Annotated in this window: 19 protein-coding genes; 18 read left to right on the plus strand and 1 reads right to left on the minus strand. The window is 36.3% G+C overall.

Annotated features, from left to right (window positions below):
- The first annotated feature begins 162 nt into the window (after positions 1 to 162).
- The 12 genes from OC533_RS01015 (at position 163) to holA (ending at position 9903) form a co-directional block, all read left to right on the plus strand.
- Complete coding sequence (locus OC533_RS01015; protein ID WP_003762335.1) at positions 163 to 684, plus strand: YqeG family HAD IIIA-type phosphatase; 522 nt, start codon at positions 163 to 165, stop codon at positions 682 to 684.
- Positions 681 to 1781, plus strand: coding sequence for a ribosome biogenesis GTPase YqeH (gene yqeH / locus OC533_RS01020; protein WP_070753064.1), 1101 nt, complete (start codon positions 681 to 683; stop codon positions 1779 to 1781). Before OC533_RS01015 ends, yqeH begins: the two co-directional genes overlap by 4 nt.
- 19 nt (positions 1782 to 1800) lie before the next feature.
- Complete coding sequence (gene aroE, locus OC533_RS01025) at positions 1801 to 2622, plus strand: shikimate dehydrogenase (protein WP_003762330.1); 822 nt, start codon at positions 1801 to 1803, stop codon at positions 2620 to 2622.
- The gene (gene yhbY, locus OC533_RS01030; RefSeq protein ID WP_003771899.1) at positions 2622 to 2912 is read left to right on the plus strand and encodes a ribosome assembly RNA-binding protein YhbY; all 291 of its coding nucleotides are present in this window, start codon (positions 2622 to 2624) and stop codon (positions 2910 to 2912) included. Before aroE ends, yhbY begins: the two co-directional genes overlap by 1 nt.
- An 18-nt stretch (positions 2913 to 2930) precedes the next feature.
- On the plus strand, positions 2931 to 3497 hold the full coding sequence (locus tag OC533_RS01035) for a nicotinate-nucleotide adenylyltransferase (RefSeq protein ID WP_003762326.1): 567 nt from the start codon (positions 2931 to 2933) through the stop codon (positions 3495 to 3497).
- Entirely contained in the window at positions 3484 to 4059 is a 576-nt protein-coding gene (gene yqeK / locus OC533_RS01040; protein ID WP_194322233.1) for a bis(5'-nucleosyl)-tetraphosphatase (symmetrical) YqeK, read from the plus strand. Before OC533_RS01035 ends, yqeK begins: the two co-directional genes overlap by 14 nt.
- A gap of 4 nt (positions 4060 to 4063) precedes the next feature.
- The gene (gene rsfS / locus OC533_RS01045; protein WP_003721994.1) at positions 4064 to 4420 is read left to right on the plus strand and encodes a ribosome silencing factor; all 357 of its coding nucleotides are present in this window, start codon (positions 4064 to 4066) and stop codon (positions 4418 to 4420) included.
- Positions 4421 to 4478: 58 nt separating this feature from the next.
- A complete protein-coding gene (locus tag OC533_RS01050; RefSeq protein WP_194322234.1) occupies positions 4479 to 5210 on the plus strand; it encodes a class I SAM-dependent DNA methyltransferase in 732 nt (243 codons plus the stop codon).
- A 102-nt stretch (positions 5211 to 5312) separates the two neighbouring features.
- Positions 5313 to 5915 carry a helix-hairpin-helix domain-containing protein gene (locus OC533_RS01055; protein WP_185561337.1) on the plus strand — a complete coding sequence of 201 codons (603 nt, stop codon included), beginning with the start codon at positions 5313 to 5315 and terminating at the stop codon, positions 5913 to 5915.
- Positions 5916 to 5986: 71 nt separating this feature from the next.
- A complete protein-coding gene (locus OC533_RS01060) occupies positions 5987 to 6547 on the plus strand; it encodes a ComE operon protein 2 (RefSeq protein WP_003762318.1) in 561 nt (186 codons plus the stop codon).
- A gap of 34 nt (positions 6548 to 6581) precedes the next feature.
- The gene (locus OC533_RS01065) at positions 6582 to 8804 is read left to right on the plus strand and encodes a DNA internalization-related competence protein ComEC/Rec2 (RefSeq protein ID WP_194323548.1); all 2223 of its coding nucleotides are present in this window, start codon (positions 6582 to 6584) and stop codon (positions 8802 to 8804) included.
- A gap of 67 nt (positions 8805 to 8871) precedes the next feature.
- Entirely contained in the window at positions 8872 to 9903 is a 1032-nt protein-coding gene (gene holA / locus OC533_RS01070; RefSeq protein WP_153648115.1) for a DNA polymerase III subunit delta, read from the plus strand.
- Positions 9904 to 9987: 84 nt separating this feature from the next.
- On the opposite strand, the gene rpsT is transcribed toward holA, so the two are convergent.
- Positions 9988 to 10242, minus strand: a complete 255-nt coding sequence (gene rpsT, locus OC533_RS01075) for a 30S ribosomal protein S20 (protein ID WP_003726526.1) — start codon at positions 10240 to 10242, stop codon at positions 9988 to 9990.
- Between the two features lie 244 nt (positions 10243 to 10486).
- Here rpsT and lepA point away from each other — a divergent pair, with 244 nt between their 5' ends.
- From lepA to dnaJ, 6 genes are all read left to right on the plus strand, one after another.
- Complete coding sequence (lepA, locus tag OC533_RS01080) at positions 10487 to 12313, plus strand: translation elongation factor 4 (RefSeq protein WP_262265210.1); 1827 nt, start codon at positions 10487 to 10489, stop codon at positions 12311 to 12313.
- 143 nt (positions 12314 to 12456) lie between these two features.
- Positions 12457 to 13614 carry a radical SAM family heme chaperone HemW gene (gene hemW, locus OC533_RS01085; RefSeq protein WP_194323455.1) on the plus strand — a complete coding sequence of 386 codons (1158 nt, stop codon included), beginning with the start codon at positions 12457 to 12459 and terminating at the stop codon, positions 13612 to 13614.
- Positions 13615 to 13760: 146 nt separating this feature from the next.
- Positions 13761 to 14798: a heat-inducible transcriptional repressor HrcA gene (gene hrcA / locus OC533_RS01090; protein WP_003721983.1), complete on the plus strand. Its 1038-nt coding sequence runs from the start codon at positions 13761 to 13763 to the stop codon at positions 14796 to 14798.
- 41 nt (positions 14799 to 14839) lie between these two features.
- Positions 14840 to 15415 (plus strand): nucleotide exchange factor GrpE, encoded by a 576-nt coding sequence (grpE, locus tag OC533_RS01095; protein ID WP_033838169.1) that lies wholly within the window; start codon positions 14840 to 14842, stop codon positions 15413 to 15415.
- Between the two features lie 33 nt (positions 15416 to 15448).
- Complete coding sequence (gene dnaK, locus OC533_RS01100; protein WP_003762307.1) at positions 15449 to 17290, plus strand: molecular chaperone DnaK; 1842 nt, start codon at positions 15449 to 15451, stop codon at positions 17288 to 17290.
- A gap of 142 nt (positions 17291 to 17432) precedes the next feature.
- Positions 17433 to 18563, plus strand: a complete 1131-nt coding sequence (gene dnaJ / locus OC533_RS01105) for a molecular chaperone DnaJ (RefSeq protein WP_003721979.1) — start codon at positions 17433 to 17435, stop codon at positions 18561 to 18563.
- Positions 18564 to 18627 lie beyond the last annotated feature (64 nt).

Here is an 18627-nt window from a genome sequence, read left to right on the forward strand (position 1 = left end):
CGTCTACCTCCTTAAAAAAATAACATTTCCTTTCATATTATAGCATTTTTCTAAGGTTTTTTTGTAAAATAAGCAGAAAGATGGTAAAATTTATAGATTATTAGTCTAATTGAATGTATGATAGAATAGACTGTACTAAATAAAAGAATGAGGTGCCAATACGTGTTAAAGCAATTCTCACCAGATAAAATGTTGAATACTCCATTTGGAATAACAGCAGATCAGCTTCGTAAAATGGGAAAGACTACTATTTTAACTGATCTCGATAATACGCTGCTTGCTTGGGATCAACTAGATGCAACGGATGAAGTAATCAACTGGTTTACTATATTGAAAGAAGAAGGAATCAAAGTTATGATTTTTTCTAACAATAATGAAGAACGAGTTGCTCGTGTGGCAAAAGCAATTGATGTCCCTTATTTAGCGCGGGCAAAAAAACCCTTAGGCGCTAATTTTCGCTGGGCACTAAAAGAAATGAACGCAACACCAGAAGAAACTGTGATGATTGGTGACCAAATTATGACAGATATATTCGGTGGTAATCGTCAAAAATTAACAACTATTTTTGTTCGTCCTGTAAAACAAACAGACGGTATGGCGACAAAATTAAATCGAATGATGGAAAGTATTATTTTAAAACGGTTAGCAAAGAAAAACCAAATTAAGTGGGAGGAATCACTTTGACAGAAGAAATAAGATGTATTGGTTGTGGGGCCATTATTCAAACAGAAGATCCTGATAAAATCGGCTATGCTCCTAAGTCATCGCTAAATAATGAACAAGTTATTTGTAAAAGATGTTTTCGTCTAAAGCATTACAATGAAATTCAAGATGTGGCGCTAACAGACGATGATTTTTTACGTATTTTAAATCAAATTAGTTCGAAGCAAGCTTTAATCGTCTATGTAGTAGATATTTTTGATTTTGATGGCAGTTGGTTGCCTGGACTTCCTCGTTTTGCAGGAAACAACCCGGTATTACTTGTCGGAAACAAAGAAGACGTTTTACCAAAATCATTAAAACGTGATAAATTAACTCGCTGGATGAGAACTCGTGCAAAAGAACAAGGTTTGGCGGCAACAGATGTTGTTTTAGTCAGCGCTGAAAAAGGGCACGGTTTTGATACTCTTTTAGAAAAGATAGAAGAATTACGAAATGGACAAGATGTGTATGTTGTTGGTTGTACAAATGTTGGTAAATCAACGCTTATCAATCGTATCATCAAACAAGCTTCAGGTGAAAACAATGTGATTACTACGTCGCAATTCCCTGGAACAACACTTGATAAAATCGAAATTCCGCTTGCTGATGGCAATGTACTTGTTGACACACCTGGAATTATAAATCACCATCAAATGGCGCATTTTATCGATACAACAACTTTAAAAGCTATCACACCTAAAAAAGAAGTAAAACCTGCTGTCTTCCAATTAAATGAAGAACAAACCTTATTTTTAGGCGCGCTTGCTCGTTTAGATTACGTGTCAGGTGGAAGAAAATCATTAGTTGTCTATGTATCTAATAATTTACCAATTCACCGAACAAAATTAGAAAAAGCAGATGCATTATATGAAAAACAAGCCGGTTTTGTTCTTCAACCTCCAACAGAAGAAGGGATGAAGACACTTCCTAAGCTCGTACCGTATACCTTTACCGTGAAAGATAAAGCGGATATTGTGTTTTCTGGACTTGGATGGGTGACAATACCTGAAGGCGGCGCAAAAGTCACTGCTTGGGTTCCTGAAGGCGTTAGCGCAACAATCCGGACATCACTCGTGTAAAACTAAGGAGGCCTGGCATTTGGAAAAATATGTTGTTATCGGAAATCCTATTCGTCACTCTTTATCACCAGCTATGCAAAATCGGATTTTCCAAGAACTTGGAATGAACGCGGAGTATAACTCTGTTTTGATAGAAGAAGATACTTTTGAGGTAGAAATAAAAAAATTAATGGATTCTGGAGTGCGCGGATTTAATATTACGACACCATTTAAAGAGCGTATTTTACCATTTTTAGATGAATTAGAGGATTTGGCAGCAGCATCAGGCGCGGTGAATACAGTGCTTAGAAAAGATGGCAAGTGGTATGGATTCAACACAGATGGCAAAGGTTATTTAGAAGGCTTAGAAGAAATTCGTTCGATTACAAAAGATGATTCTATTTTAATCACAGGCGCAGGTGGGGCCAGTAAAGCAATTTATCTTGCACTTAAAAGCCATACTGACGCGAAAATAACCGTTGCCAATCGAACAACGGAAAAAGCGATAGAAATGACGAAAGATAATGATAATCATCATGCCATGACACTAGAACAAGCTGAAAAAGAACTGGCTGATTTTACAATTATTATCCAAACTACTTCTATCGGTCTAGAAGCTTCTAAAAATAAAAGCCCAATTTCGCTTTCTAATTTAACAAAAGGAACAATTTGTTCTGATATTATTTATAACCCAGCCGAAACAGCCTTTTTAAAAGAAGCAAAGAAAAATGGGGCTATTACACAAAATGGCTTACCAATGTTTGTTAATCAAGGGGCACTAGCCTTTGAAATATGGACTGGCATTAAGCCAGAGCGATCACTGATGAAAGAAGCAGTACTCGAACAATTAGGAGGAAACTAATGTTAACAGCTACACAAAAACGTTTTTTAAGAAAAGAAGCACACACGATTCAACCAATTTTCCAAGTAGGAAAGGGAAGCGTGTCACCAAATTTAATTATCCAAGTTAAAGAAGCACTTGAAGCTAGAGAATTAATTAAAATCTCCATTTTGCAAAATTGCGAGGAAGACAAACAAACAGTTGCTGAGAAAATTAGCACACGTGCAGGAGCAGACATCGTTCAAGTTATTGGCAGAACAATTATTCTTTACAAACAATCCGTAAATAAGCAACAAATTAAGTTGCCTTAAATTTGGAGGAAACCTGTCATGAAACATAAAGTCGGTATCTTAGGCGGCACATTTGATCCACCACATTTAGCGCACCTCCATATGGCAGAAGAAGCAAAAGCGCAACTCGGTCTTGAAAAAATCCTTTTTCTCCCCAATAAAGTTCCTCCACATAAACAGATTAGTGGTATGGCTTCAAATGAGGAACGAGTGGAAATGCTTCAATTGATGATAGAAGATAGGGATTCTTTTGAAATTGATACTCGCGAGCTTATGCGAACTGGAAAGTCCTATACGTATGATACAATGCGTGATATGATAAGCGAACAGCCGGATACGGATTTTTATTTTATTATCGGCGGGGACATGGTAGAATATTTGCCAAAGTGGTATCATATAGATGACTTAGTAAAAATGGTGACATTCGTTGGGGTTAACCGCCCACTATATCAAAAAGAAGTTCCGTACGATATTGTTAAAATCAATATGCCGGAAACAGCTATTTCTTCAACTGAAATCAGAAATGATATTGAACATGCAGAAGCCTTTTTACCAGAAAAAGTATGGTCATATATAAAGGAGCATCAACTTTATGGAAAGAAATGAAGTGCTAAAAAAAGTAGAAGAAGCTATGCCAACTGCAAGATTCAAACACACTTTAGGCGTTGAAAAAGCAGCAATAGAACTCGCAGAACATTATCACATGGATGTAGAAAAGGCTAGAATAACCGCCCTGTTACACGATTATGCGAAATACTATGAAGATGATAAAGCGAGAAAAATCATTGAAGACGAGGGATTTGATCCACGTTTATTACAGTTTCATCGCTCGCTTTGGCACGCTCCAGTTGGCGCATATTTAGCAGAAAAAGAGTTTGGCATTACTGATCCAGAAATCTTGGAAGCTATTCGTCTTCATACGACAGGAAGCGGAGCGATGTCCGATTTCGATAAACTCATCTATTTAGCGGATTATACGGAACCTGGAAGAACATTTCCTGGTGTATATAAAGCACGCAGACTAGCACTGAAATCACTTGATGCAGCAATGTTGTTTGCTTTATCCAATACAATAACGTATTTGATTAAAAAGCAACAATCGGTTTTTCCAGATACACTGGATGCCTATAATTATTTTGTTAATTTAAATTTGGAAGGAGAATATTAATAATTTGAACAGTTATGATACATTAATGCTGACCGCAAAGGCAGCAGACGATAAAAGAGCAGAGGATATTTTAGCACTAGACATGAAGGGGTTATCAAGTTTCGCGGATTATTTTGTTATCTGCCATGGTAATTCAGACAAACAAGTCCAGGCAATTGCTCGTGAAATTAAAGAAAAAGCGCTTGAAAACCAAGTAGATGTAAAACGTTTAGAAGGCTTTGATGCGGCTCAGTGGATTTTAATCGATTTAGGAGATGTTATTATCCATGTATTCCACAAAGAAGAGCGTTCTTACTATAATTTAGAAAAACTATGGGGAGACGCGCCACTCGTGGACGTTTCTGCTGCGTTTATTTCTTAATAACTAACAAAAACAGGCGGGTAAAAAATCCGTCTGTTTTTTTAAGGAGAAATCGATAATGAGTTATGAATATTTTCCGGGATTCTATGATAGACTCATGGATTCTGAGCTTTATGATGAATGGTTGGAGTTTTCAGCGGACTTTATTGGTGAAACATCAAAAGAAGTACTCGATTTAGCATGTGGTACAGCTGAATTCGCTCTACGATTAAGCTTTTTAGGGCATCAAGTTACTGGTGTGGATTTGTCGAAAGAAATGGTGGCAGTTGCTAAAGAAAAAGTCGCGGCAGCTGAAATAAATCTACCAATACTAGAGCAAGACATGTCAAAGTTAGCTTTAAATCAAACCTTCGATGTAGTTACATGTTTCTGTGATTCTCTTAATTATTTAGAAACCGAACAAGCACTTGAGAATACTATTAAAGCGGTATCTGATCACTTAAAACCAAATGGCTTATTTTTATTTGATGTGCATTCTGTATTTAAAATAGATCAAGGCTTTAAAGATTATTCTTATGGTGATAGCGATGAGGAAATTTCGATAATTTGGAATTCGTTTCCTGGTGAATATCCCCATTCAGTCGAACATGAGCTAACCTTTTACATTTTAGGGGAGGATAACATGTATAATCGGGTCGATGAATTACATAAAGAAAGGACCTATCCAATCACCACATATAAAGAACTATTAAAAAAATACGGTTTTTCGAAAATTGATGTTTACGCTGATTTCAGTCATGAAAATCCAACAAACAGCAGCGAAAGAATCTTTTTCGTAGCAAGAAAGTAATTTTCCAAGATTACTTTCTTTTTTTATGTGTTTTTGCTCTAAATAATCGAAAAGGAGTTTTTGTTCGTTTGGCGAATAATATAATTAAAGGCGGTGAAATGGATGATGGAACTACTGAAGAAACACAAAAACTATTTTTTAATAGGAATTGCCATTCTTTGTGCTGGAGTAATTTATATAAGTATCCCAACTTCTCAAACAGATAAGGTTACAGCAAACCAAGCGCTAAATACTGAAGAAAAACCACAAAAAGAGGAAAAAAAGAATGCTACACATATCTATATTGACATCAAAGGCGCAGTCCGAACTCCTGGTGTGTATAAATTACCAGTAGATGCCAGAGTGCAAGATGTTGTGAAAGTAGCAGGAGGACTCACAGAAGATGCGGACAACAGCAAATTAAACTTAGCCGAAAAACTAAAAGACGAAATGAGTATCTATGTTTATAAAAATGGAGAAGCAGGATCAGAGGAAGTAGTAAAAGATGATATAGAATCATCTGAAACAGACAAAAAAGTTAATATTAATAGCGCAACGAAGATAGACTTGCAACAAGTGCCCGGAATTGGAGATTCAAAAGCAACAGCTATTATCGAATATCGTGAAAAAGAAGGACTGTTTCAGACAATAGAAGACTTAAAAAATGTTACTGGCATAGGCGAAAAAACAGTTGAAAAATTAAAAGAATATTTGGATGTTAATTAATAAAAGTGGTTGACGAACTTCCTTATAAACACCTATACTAATATTTATCAAATCATAAGGGAGTTTTTAATGTGCAAAGAATCGCATGGGATCAGTTTTTTATGGCGCAAAGTCATCTAATTTCATCAAGGAGCACGTGTACAAGATTAATGGTAGGTGCAACCATAGTACGTGATAAGCGTATTATTGCGGGCGGATATAACGGGTCAATAGCTGGCGGAGATCACTGCGCAGAACATGGTTGTTACGTTGTTGATGGCCACTGTATCCGGACTATTCACGCAGAAATGAATGCGATTTTACAGTGTGCTAAATTTGGCGCTTCGACAGATAAAGCAGAATTATACGTAACACATTTCCCTTGTCTCGCTTGTACGAAATCAATCATTCAAGCAGGAATAAAGAAAGTGTATTTCGCTAAAGACTACAAAAACCATCCATACGCTTTAGAACTATTTAATATTGCTGGAGTTGAATTACAAAAAGTAGAATTTGATGAATCTGTTCTTCAAGTTAATAATTGGAATGCAGAAAAAATGCATACTTTAGTAAAAGAAGCAGCAGTGGAAGTGAATATCGAACCAGAAAAAGCAGAACAACTCTATCAAAACATTTCAAATAAATTGAATTAAATAAGGAGGGAACGTTATCGAGCGATATTTAGCTATCATTATTTTAGCTATTATCTGTACTACTTTTACAAGCTCTATCGTTCCCATATGTATTTGTTTGCTCGGCATCGTTGCTTTTATTAAAAAATCCAAAATTATTCTTCTGTTTGTCCTCGTTTATCTCCTAACTTGTTGTTTTTTATTTTTTGTGGAAAAATCAAATGTGTCTTCTTATACAGCTACTGAATTTAACGGAAATTGCCAAATAATCAATGACTTAAAAGTAGATGGTGATAGCTTCCAAGCTGTAGTACGCTGCCAGAAAGAAAAATTCCAATTGAGTTACAAAATATCAACTGAAAAAGAGCAACAAAATCTTAAAAAGCTCACTTATGGACAATTTATTTCTGTATCCGCTAAGTTAGAGCCCCCTCAAACAAATCGTAATCAAGCTCAATTTAATTATAAAGAGTATCTTAAAGGTAAAAACATTAACTATATATTACAAGTAAATACACTCTATATTTCTGGACAATCTGCTCCGTCCATACTAATGCGCATTCAAAATACACGTTTATTGATAATGAATCATCTAACTGAAAACATCTCTCCAAAAATAACTCCTTATCTACTAGCGTTAATCACTGGTGAGAAAAATGGCTTTTCACCTGAAATGTATGAAGTATATCAACAAATGGGCGTTGTTCATTTATTAGCTATATCAGGGCTTCATGTTAATTTATTAATCGGATCAATTTATTTTTTATTGTTAAAGCTAGGTATAACAAGGGAGCGAGTCACTATTTCTCTCCTTGTATTATTACCTTTTTACGTTATCCTCACAGGAGCAAGTCCGCCTGTAATTCGAGCAGCGACAATGACTGCTTTACTTTTGCTTTCAGAAAAATATGCTACTAAATGGAGTTCTTTTTCTGTTATTTGTATATCTTTTATCTTGTTTTTTATAATACAACCTCATGTCATTTATGAAGTGGGTTTTCAACTTTCTTATGTTGTATCTTTTGGGATAATTTTGTCATCCCGTCAAATATTAGTAAGGCAACAGAGTCCTTTTGTTAAATCGTTGACTATTTCCTTTATCTCAACGATGATGTCTTCTGTTGTTATGATGTATCATTTTTACTCGTTTTCTTGGGTAGGGATTTTCTTTAACCTACTATATGTTCCACTTTTTACAATCATTGTATTACCAGGTTGTTTAGGTGTTTTTTTACTATCTATTATTTCCCCAACATTAATGAAAATTCCTGAATATATGCTTACTTTTTTGATTCAATTAATGGAAAGTTTAACTAATCTCTTTGCAAAGATACCGCATCAAACTATTATTACTGGCAGACCAAACACTATCATGATTGTGCTAATTATCGCTACAATACTACTATTTTTTTATCAGTGGCAAAAGAAACAATTTCCAATCGGAATCTTTATTTGCTTTTGTTTATTATGTTATTTTTCTAGTTTTAATGTTACTGGCAAGGTTAGTTTTATTGACGTCGGGCAAGGAGATAGCATATTAATACAATTACCGAAAAACAAAGGCAATTACCTTATAGATACTGGTGGCGAACTTCTGATGGAGAAAGAAGCTTGGACAAAAAAACGAAAACCTTTCACAATCGGTGGAAGTACTCTCACACCCGTTTTAAAATCAAAAGGAATTAGTAGTTTAGATAAAGTCATCATTACACATAGCGACGCGGATCACATGGAAGGGCTCGATGAACTGCAAAAAAATATTGCCATAAAAGAACTGATTTTTGCAAAAGGGGCAGAAAATAAAGCCATTATGAGAGAAGCTCTTAAGACTATGCCAAAAGTAAAACAAACGATTATTTTATCCGGAGCACAGTGGCAAGTTGGTCAAAATAAATTTGAATGTTTGTATCCAAATGAAATGGGAGAAGGCGGAAACGATGATTCTATTGTTTTAAAAGCAATATTGGATAATAAGACATGGATTTTCACAGGAGATTTAGAAGCAAGCGGAGAAAAGGCGCTTTTAGATAAATCGATTAAGGCCGATATTTTAAAAGTTGGGCATCATGGAAGTAAGACCTCAACCTCTAAAACATTTGTCGAGCAAGTAAAACCAGCTTATGCAATTATTTCTTGTGGTTTAAAAAACCGTTTTGGCCATCCTCATAAAGAAACGATAGACACGTTAGAGGAAGCAGAAGTAATGATTTTACGAACTGATCTACAAGGAGAAATAATCTACACATTTGGAAAGGGCTTCGAAACCACTTTGAAATAAAACTTGCTATCTCTTATTTCATGTTTTACCATAGAAAGAGAAATAAGAGTGAAGCGAGGCGAAATGAATGCTGCCAGAATGGAAACAGATACGCTCCAAAAAAATAACTCCTGTGTATTTAATCATTGGGACAGAAGATTATATTATTAACGAGACAAAGCAACTTTTAATAGATAATATTTTAGATGGGGAAGAAGTCGAATTTAATTATGCTAATTTAGATTTAGAAGAAATGCCAATTGAAGTAGTCATTCAAGAAGCCGAAAGTATGCCGTTTTTTGGCGATAAGCGCCTAGTAATGGCAAATAATCCGATTTTCTTAACCACCGAAAAAAGTAAAAACAAAGTAGAGCACGACGCTGCAAAGTTAGAAGCTTATTTGAATGAGCCCGTTGATTATTCTGTATTATGTTTTGTGGCACGGGTAGAAAAATTAGATGAACGTAAAAAACTTACCAAACTACTCAAAAAAACAGCCACAGTAATAGAAGCGAAACGACCTAATGAAAATGAACTGAAGAAATGGCTTGAAGCAAAACTAAACGAAAACAATATGCAGATGTCCCAAGAGGCGATTACTCGGCTTATTGAACTTACAAGTGGTCAATTAACGACAGCAATGAATGAATTACAAAAACTTATGTTGTATTGCTTTGACACTAAAGAAATCACGGTGCAGGATGTCGAATCTCTAGTCGTTCGTTCTCTCGAGCAAAATATTTTCTTATTACTAGATAAGATGATTGCGATGGATATTGGTGGGGCACTTAGAATTTATTACGACTTGTTAAAACAAAAAGAAGAACCTATCAAGATATTAGCTTTAATTTCTAGCCAATTTCGCTTGTTAAATCAATTAAAGTTACTTGAGCAACAAGGTTATTCACAACAACAAGCTGCAACTAAATTAAAAGTACATCCGTTTCGTGTGAAATTAGCGTCTAAACAAGCAAAGAATTTCTCAGAGCTACAATTAAATCAAGCTTTAAAACGATTGGCTGAAATAGATCTTGAAATGAAAACAGGCTTCGGTGATAAAGAACAGAAGTTAGAATGGTTTTTATTTGAATTACAGGATAATCGCCAAAAAACTGTATAAAAAATAGCTTTGTCTCCTGAGGACAAAGCTATTTTAAAAACAAAAAACACCACACAAGGTGTGATGTTTTATACCTAAACGGTATTATTTAGCTAATTTAGCAGCTAAGCGAGATTTGTTGCGAGCAGCATTGTTTTTGTGAATCAATCCTTTGCTCACAGCGCTATCTAATTTTTTCGATGCTTCTACGTAAAGATCTTTCGCGTTGTCCGCGTTGTTTGCAGCTGCTTCATCAAATTTTTTGATAGCAGTACGCATTGCAGAACGTTGAGATGCATTACGGCTGTTGCGAGTTTCAGCAGTTTTTACACGTTTAATTGCAGATTTAATATTTGGCATTCCATTCACCTCCGTCCAAACTAATGAGGTAGTATTTATTTCATATAACATACCTTTTTAAATTATATCAGAACAAATGCTATTATACCGAAAACACAGCCATATTGCAATAATACTTTCTATTTTATTTTAAATTTATCCGTAATTAATAAAGAAGTCATTGAATGTTAAGCGTTCTACTGATATAATCAAGGATAGCTTGCCATCGGATTTATGCGATGAGTTCTAATCAGGAGCTGGGGAAATGAACAAAGAAGAAATGAATGCAAGACAAAAGAAAATTAGAAACTTTTCGATTATCGCGCACATAGATCATGGTAAATCTACACTCGCTGATCGGATTTTAGAACAAACAGGTGCTTTGACGCATCGTGAAATGAAAAATCAGCTACTAGATTCGATGGATTTAGAACGTGAACGCGGGATAACCATAAAATTAAATGCTGTACAATTAAAATATAAAGCAAAAGACGGAGAAACGTATATCTTTCATTTGATCGATACACCGGGACACGTCGATTTCACTTATGAAGTATCTAGAAGTTTAGCTGCATGTGAAGGTGCTATTTTAGTAGTAGACGCTGCGCAAGGTATCGAAGCGCAAACACTGGCAAACGTTTATTTAGCTCTAGATAATGATTTAGAAATTTTACCTGTAATTAATAAGATTGACTTGCCAGCAGCAGATCCAGAAAGAGTTCGTGCTGAAATTGAAGATGTTATTGGCTTGGATGCATCAGATGCTGTCCTTGCTTCTGCAAAATCAGGTATCGGGATTGAAGACATCCTTGAACAAATAGTAGAAAAAGTACCAGAACCATCTGGTGACGTAGATAAACCACTTAAAGCACTTATTTTTGACTCTGTTTTTGATGCGTATCGTGGCGTAATAGCTAATATCCGTATTATGGATGGCGTTGTAAAAGCTGGCGACAGAATTAAAATGATGTCAAACGGCAAAGAGTTTGAAGTTACAGAAGTTGGTGTTTTCTCTCCAAAAGCAACACCGCGTGATGAGCTTCTTGTTGGTGACGTTGGTTACTTAACAGCTGCAATCAAAAATGTTGGAGATACTCGAGTGGGTGATACAATCACACTTGCGAACAATCCTGCTGAAGAAGCTCTTGACGGATACCGCAAATTAAATCCAATGGTTTATTGCGGACTTTATCCAATTGACTCTTCCAAATATAACGATTTACGTGATGCACTTGAAAAATTAGAACTTAATGATTCAGCTTTACAATTTGAAGCAGAGACTTCTCAAGCATTAGGTTTTGGATTCCGTTGTGGATTTTTAGGTCTACTACACATGGAAATTATTCAAGAAAGAATTGAGCGCGAATTTAATATCGATTTAATTACTACGGCCCCAAGTGTTATTTACCACGTGAATTTGACAGATGGATCTAATATTGTGGTCGATAACCCAGCTGATATGCCTGAACCTGGCGTAATTGAAAGCGTGGAAGAACCATACGTTAAAGCAACTGTCATGGTTCCAAATGATTATGTTGGTGCGGTAATGGAACTTGCACAAAACAAACGGGGGAACTTCATTACGATGGAGTACTTGGATGATATTCGCGTTACTATTGTGTACGAAATCCCACTATCTGAAATAGTATACGACTTCTTCGACCAATTAAAATCATCTACAAAAGGCTATGCGTCCTTTGATTATGAATTAATTGGCTATAAAGCTTCTAAACTTGTGAAAATGGATATTCTTTTAAATGCAGAAAAAGTGGATGCACTTAGCTTTATCGTTCACCGTGATTTTGCCTACGAGCGCGGAAAAATCATTGTCGAGAAATTAAAAGAACTTATTCCAAGACAACAATTTGAAGTACCTATTCAAGCAGCAATTGCAACAAAAATTGTTTCTCGTTCCACTATTAAAGCTCTACGTAAAAACGTACTTGCTAAATGTTATGGTGGGGACGTATCGCGTAAACGAAAACTCTTAGAGAAACAAAAAGAAGGTAAAAAACGAATGAAACAAATCGGTTCCGTTGAAGTACCGCAAGAAGCTTTCATGGCAATCTTGAAAATGGACGAATCGAAATAATAACAAAGATTGTGCTAAGAGCGAATATGTTCATAGCACAATCTTTTTATGTTAAAAGCGAAACCTCCACATATGCACTAGAAAATATGTTAAACTGACTAGTGGACAACGAAGCAAATTTTAAGTGCAAGGAATTGATAAAAATGATAAATACGAACCTATCGAGTAATGAAAGTTCGGCGGTATATATCCATATTCCGTTTTGCGAACACATTTGCTATTACTGCGATTTTAATAAAGTATTCTTAGAAGGCCAACCAGTCGATGAATACGTAGATTTACTAATAAAAGAAATGGAAATGACTGCTGCAAAAGGTCCCATCGCTCCGGTTGACACGGTTTTTGTGGGCGGCGGAACACCTACGACCTTAAATGAAGCGCAAATTGCAAGACTTTGCACAGCCATCCAAGAAATATTACCACTCAAAAATGAAATTGAGTTTTCCTTCGAAGCAAATCCTGGAGATCTTTCTATATCCAAATTACAAGCGATGCAAGATTATGGTGTCAATCGCATTAGTATGGGTGTTCAAAGTTTCAATAACGAGCTTCTTAAAAAAATTGGTCGCATTCATACCGTGAAAGATGTATACCAATCTGTTGAAAACATGCGCAAAGTTGGTTTTGAAAATGTAAGTATTGATTTGATTTTTAGCTTGCCAGGTCAAACAGAGGCTGACTTTAAAGACACTTTAAAACAAGCACTTGATTTAGACTTACCTCACTATTCAGCATACTCACTAATTATTGAACCAAAAACGATTTTTTACAACCTTATGCAAAAAGGAAAACTATTCCTACCTGGCCAAGATGCCGAAGCAAACATGTATGATTTATTACTAACAGAAATGGAAAAACACGGTCGGAAACAATATGAGATTAGTAATTTCGCCAAAGAAGGCTTTCAAAGCAAACACAATATTACTTACTGGAGCAATGAGCATTATTACGGGTTTGGCGCCGGAGCACATGGATATGTCGGCAACACCCGTTATAGCAATTTTGGTCCAATAAAAAAATACATGGAACCATTACAAGAAAATAAACTTCCTACATTCCAACAAAAAGAACTTACTTTAAAAGAAAAAATGGAAGAAGAAATGTTTTTAGGTCTTAGAAAAGTAGACGGAGTTAATAAAAATCACTTCAAGCAAAAATTCGGTCAAGATTTAGATACAACTTTTGCGCATGCTATTCAAAAAACTACTGCAAAAGGCTGGCTTGAAAATAACGAAGAAAATGTGGCACTTACAAGAAGCGGAAGATTTTTAGGAAATAATGTTTTTCAAGAATTTCTCTAAAACCGCATCATTTGACCTTTTTTGACCAAACAATCCTACTTTAGTCTGAAATCGAGTGTTTTCGGTTGACTAAGCTAGAATTGTTTGGTAAATTTATACTTGTATTTAGCACTTGACGTTATTGAGTGCTAAAAGAGGTGATAGATATGTTAACAGAAAGACAACTTCTGATTTTCCGTGCCATCATCGATCATTTCACTTGGACTATTCAGCCGGTTGGATCGAAAAATTTGCTGAAAGAAAAAAGTTTGCCTTATAGTTCAGCGACTATCCGTAATGAGATGGGTGTCCTTGAAGAATACGGTTTTATTGAAAAAACACATTCTTCGTCCGGACGTGTTCCTTCTGAGAAAGGGTATCGCTTCTATGTCGATTATTTGCTCCAGCCCAAGAAGCTAGACAAATCCGACAGACAAATGATTCGTTCTTTCTTTTCAGAGAATTATTACGAAATGGAAGGACTCATCCAAAATTCAGCATTAATGTTATCCGATTTAACCAATTACACGTCCATCTTGCTTGGTCCAGAAGCAACGAAAAATCATTTAAGTGGCTTTAGATTTGTACCAATAAATAATTTCCAGGCAATGCTCATTTTAATTACCGATCAAGGGCATGTTGATAACCATCTTGTGACAATACCCGAGGGCACAACGCTTTCTGATATTGAACGAATGGTCAACATTTTAAACGAACGGTTAGTTGGGCTTTCACTGGATGATTTAAAAGTACAAATACCAATGGAAGTAAAAGAACTACTTGGAAAGCATGTTAGAAACTATGAAAGCTTTATGCATGTCTTTTCTGATTCTTTTGCCCAGGCCAGCCAGCAAAAAGTGTATTTTGGCGGAAAAACAAACATCTTAAATCAACCAGAATTTCATGATATTAATAAAGTCCGTGAGATGCTCCATTTGATGGAAGAAGAACAAGATGTATATGAATTGTTTAGGGATATTCCCGACGGCCTACAAGTTAAAATTGGCCGTGAAAACAATAATAGTCTAATGGAAGATTGTAGTATCATTACAGCAACATACAATATTGCTGGCGAACGTGTTGGCGGTATTGTGCTCCTAGGTCCAACAAGAATGGAATATAGCAGAATGATGGGCTTAGTTGATGTAATGAGCCGAGATTTAACCGATGTGTTAACCAAACTTTATCGTGATAACCAAAATTAGGAAGGCTGAAAAAGCATAAGTTTTTTCAGGAGGTGGCTACAGTGTCTGAGAAAAAGAACAAAAAAGAAAAACTAGCTGAGGAAATCGAACAAGAAGAATTAAATAGTTTAGATGAATCAGAAGAAACAGTGGAAGAAGAAGTGACAGAAGAAACTTTAACAGAAGAACAAGCCAAAATTTTAGAGCTTGAAAACAAACTAGATGAAGTTGAAAATCGTTATCTTCGCATGCAAGCGGATTTTGAAAATGTCAAAAAAAGACATATTGCTGACCGCGATGCTAGCCAAAAATACCGTTCGCAAAGCCTAGCGCAAGATTTACTTCCTGCACTAGATAGTTTTGAAAAAGCTCTTGCAACGACTTCTGATCAAGAAGAAGTGAAACAAATTCTAAAAGGAATGGAAATGGTATACAACCAAATTCTTGTTGCTTTTGAAAAAGAAGGTATTGAGGTTATTCCGGCTGTCGGCGAACAATTTGACCCTAACTTCCATCAAGCCGTTATGCAAGATAGTGATGAAAATGCAGGAAGCAATGAAATCACTGCGGAACTTCAAAAAGGTTATAAATTAAAAGACCGGGTTATTCGCCCATCTATGGTAAAAGTGAATCAATAAAAAATAATTACTGAATAACAGGAGGAAATAACAATGAGTAAAATTATCGGAATTGACTTAGGTACAACAAACTCTGCAGTAGCAGTATTAGAAGGCGGAGAAGCTAAAATTATCCCTAACCCAGAAGGCGCACGTACAACACCTTCTGTAGTTGGTTTCAAAAACGGCGAACGCCAAGTTGGTGAAGTAGCGAAACGTGCTGCAATCACAAACCCAAATACAATTAGTTCTATTAAACGTCACATGGGTACTAACTATAAAGAAACAATCGAAGGAAAAGATTACTCACCACAAGAAATCAGTGCAATCATTTTACAATATCTAAAAAGTTATGCAGAAGACTACCTTGGTGAAACTGTAGATAAAGCTGTTATTACAGTTCCAGCTTACTTCAACGATGCACAACGTCAAGCAACAAAAGATGCTGGTAAAATTGCTGGTCTTGAAGTAGAACGTATTATCAACGAACCAACAGCAGCAGCTCTTGCTTACGGTATGGATAAAACAGAAACAGACCAAACAATCCTAGTATTTGACCTTGGTGGTGGTACTTTTGACGTATCTATCCTTGAATTAGGTGACGGCGTATTTGAAGTACACTCAACTGCTGGTGATAACGAATTAGGTGGAGATGACTTTGATAAAAAAATCATCGACTATCTAGTAGCAGAATTCAAAAAAGACAATGGTATTGACTTAAGCCAAGATAAAATGGCGCTTCAACGTTTGAAAGATGCAGCTGAAAAAGCGAAAAAAGATCTTTCTGGCGTAACAAGTACACAAATCTCCTTACCATTTATCACAGCTGGAGAAGCTGGTCCACTTCACTTAGAAGTAACCCTTACTCGTGCTAAATTTGATGAACTAACACATGATTTAGTTGAACGTACTATTGCGCCAACTCGTCAAGCATTAAAAGATGCAAACCTATCTGCAAGCGATATTGACCAAGTTATTCTAGTTGGTGGATCTACTCGTATCCCTGCAGTTCAAGAAACAATCAAAAAAGAATTAGGCAAAGAACCTCATAAAGGTGTAAACCCGGATGAAGTTGTAGCAATGGGTGCTGCAATTCAAGGTGGCGTAATCACTGGTGATGTAAAAGACGTTGTACTACTTGACGTAACTCCATTATCCCTTGGTATTGAAACAATGGGTGGCGTTATGACTACACTTATCGAACGTAATACAACTATCCCAACATCTAAATCACAAACTTTCTCTACAGCAGCTGATAACCAACCAGCAGTAGATATTCATGTACTTCAAGGTGAACGTCCAATGGCAAAAGACAACAAAACATTAGGTCGTTTCCAATTAGCGGATATTCCACCAGCACCACGCGGAATTCCACAAATCGAAGTATCTTTTGACATCGATAAAAATGGTATCGTAACAGTTCGTGCAAAAGATCTTGGAACTGGTAAAGAACAAAACATCGTTATTAAATCTTCTTCAGGTCTAACTGATGAAGAAATTGAAAAAATGGTTCAAGACGCAGAAGCTAATGCTGAAGAAGATAAAAAGAACAAAGAAAACGCTGAACTTCGCAACAATGCAGACCAATTAGTATTCACTGTAGATAAAACTTTGAAAGAACTAGAAGGCAAAGTTGAAGAAGAAGAAGTGAAAAAAGCAGAAGCAGCTCGCGATGAACTACAAGAAGCTCTTAAAGGCGAAGATTTCGATGCTATCAAAGAAAAAACAGATAGCTTAAACGAAATCGTTCAAAACCTATCTGTTAAATTATACGAACAAGCTGCAGCAGAACAACAAGCAGCAGGTGGTGCAGAAGGTCAAGAAGCTCCTCAAAATGACGATGTAGTAGATGCTGAATTTGAAGAAGTAAACGACGACGACAAAGAAAACAAATAATCTTTTTTAAAGGTAAGGATAATGAGTCAAAGTCTACTGTGGCTTTGGCTTTTTATCTGAAATAAAGTTTTTACAACATCTCTTTCAAATGTTACAATACGTTAGGACTATAAAAATCTATCATGGACAGGAGTGATGGCGGATGGCAAAACGAGATTACTATGAAGTGCTTGGTATTTCCAAAAGCGCCTCAGCGGACGAAATAAAAAAAGCTTACCGGAAACTGTCCAAACAGTATCATCCGGACATAAATAAAGAAGCAGGCGCTGATGAAAAATTCAAAGAAATATCAGAGGCTTATGAAGCTTTAAGTGACCCACAAAAACGTGCGCAATATGATCAATATGGACACGTAGATCCAAACCAAGGCTTCGGCGGCGGTGCTGGTGGTGGCTTTGGCGGAGGCGGTTTCTCTGGATTTGAAGATATCTTTGACACATTCTTCGGTGGCGGAGGACGTCAACAAGACCCTAACGCACCAAGACAAGGTAGCGATTTACAATATACGATGCGCCTTAAATTCAAAGAAGCTATTTTTGGTAAAGATGCAGAAATCGAAATTCCTCGTGAAGAAAACTGTGATACTTGTCACGGCTCTGGCGCAAAACCTGGAACTACACCAGAAAAATGTAGCCATTGTGGAGGTAAAGGTTCTATTAACGTGGAACAAAATACCCCATTCGGTCGCGTAGTCAATAAACGCACATGTCAATACTGTAATGGTACTGGTAAAGAAATCAAAGAAAAATGTCCAACTTGTCACGGTAAAGGCCGCGTGACTAAAACGAAAAAAATCAAAGTGAAAGTTCCGGCTGGTGTGAATGACGGACAACAAATGCGCGTATCTGGCGAAGGGGAAGCTGGTATTAATGGCGGACCTAACGGCGATTTATATGTAGTATTCGTTGTGATTCCAGATGAATTTTTCGAACGAGAAGCTGACGACATTTATGTAGAAGTGCCAATCACGTTCGTACAAGCTACCCTAGGTGACGAAATCGATGTACCAACTGTACACGGTAAAGTTCGCCTCAAAATCCCTAGTGGTACACAAACAGGGACAACCTTCCGCTTACGAGGTAAAGGTGTTCCGCATCTTCGTGGAAACGGAACAGGTGATCAACATGTAATCGTCAAAGTAATCGTTCCGAAAAAACTAGATGATAAACAAAAAGAAATCTTACGAGAATTTGCTTCAACTACAGGAGACAAAGTAGACGAACAAACATCTGGATTTTTTGACAAAATGAAACGAGCTTTTAAAGGCGATTGATGAACGTAGAGGTCGATAGTTGTGCGAGAAGCAACCATCGACCTTTTCTACATACTAAAGGAGT

The organism is Listeria sp. Marseille-Q6474 (assembly GCF_946902005.1).
Taxonomy (GTDB): domain Bacteria; phylum Bacillota; class Bacilli; order Lactobacillales; family Listeriaceae; genus Listeria; species Listeria innocua.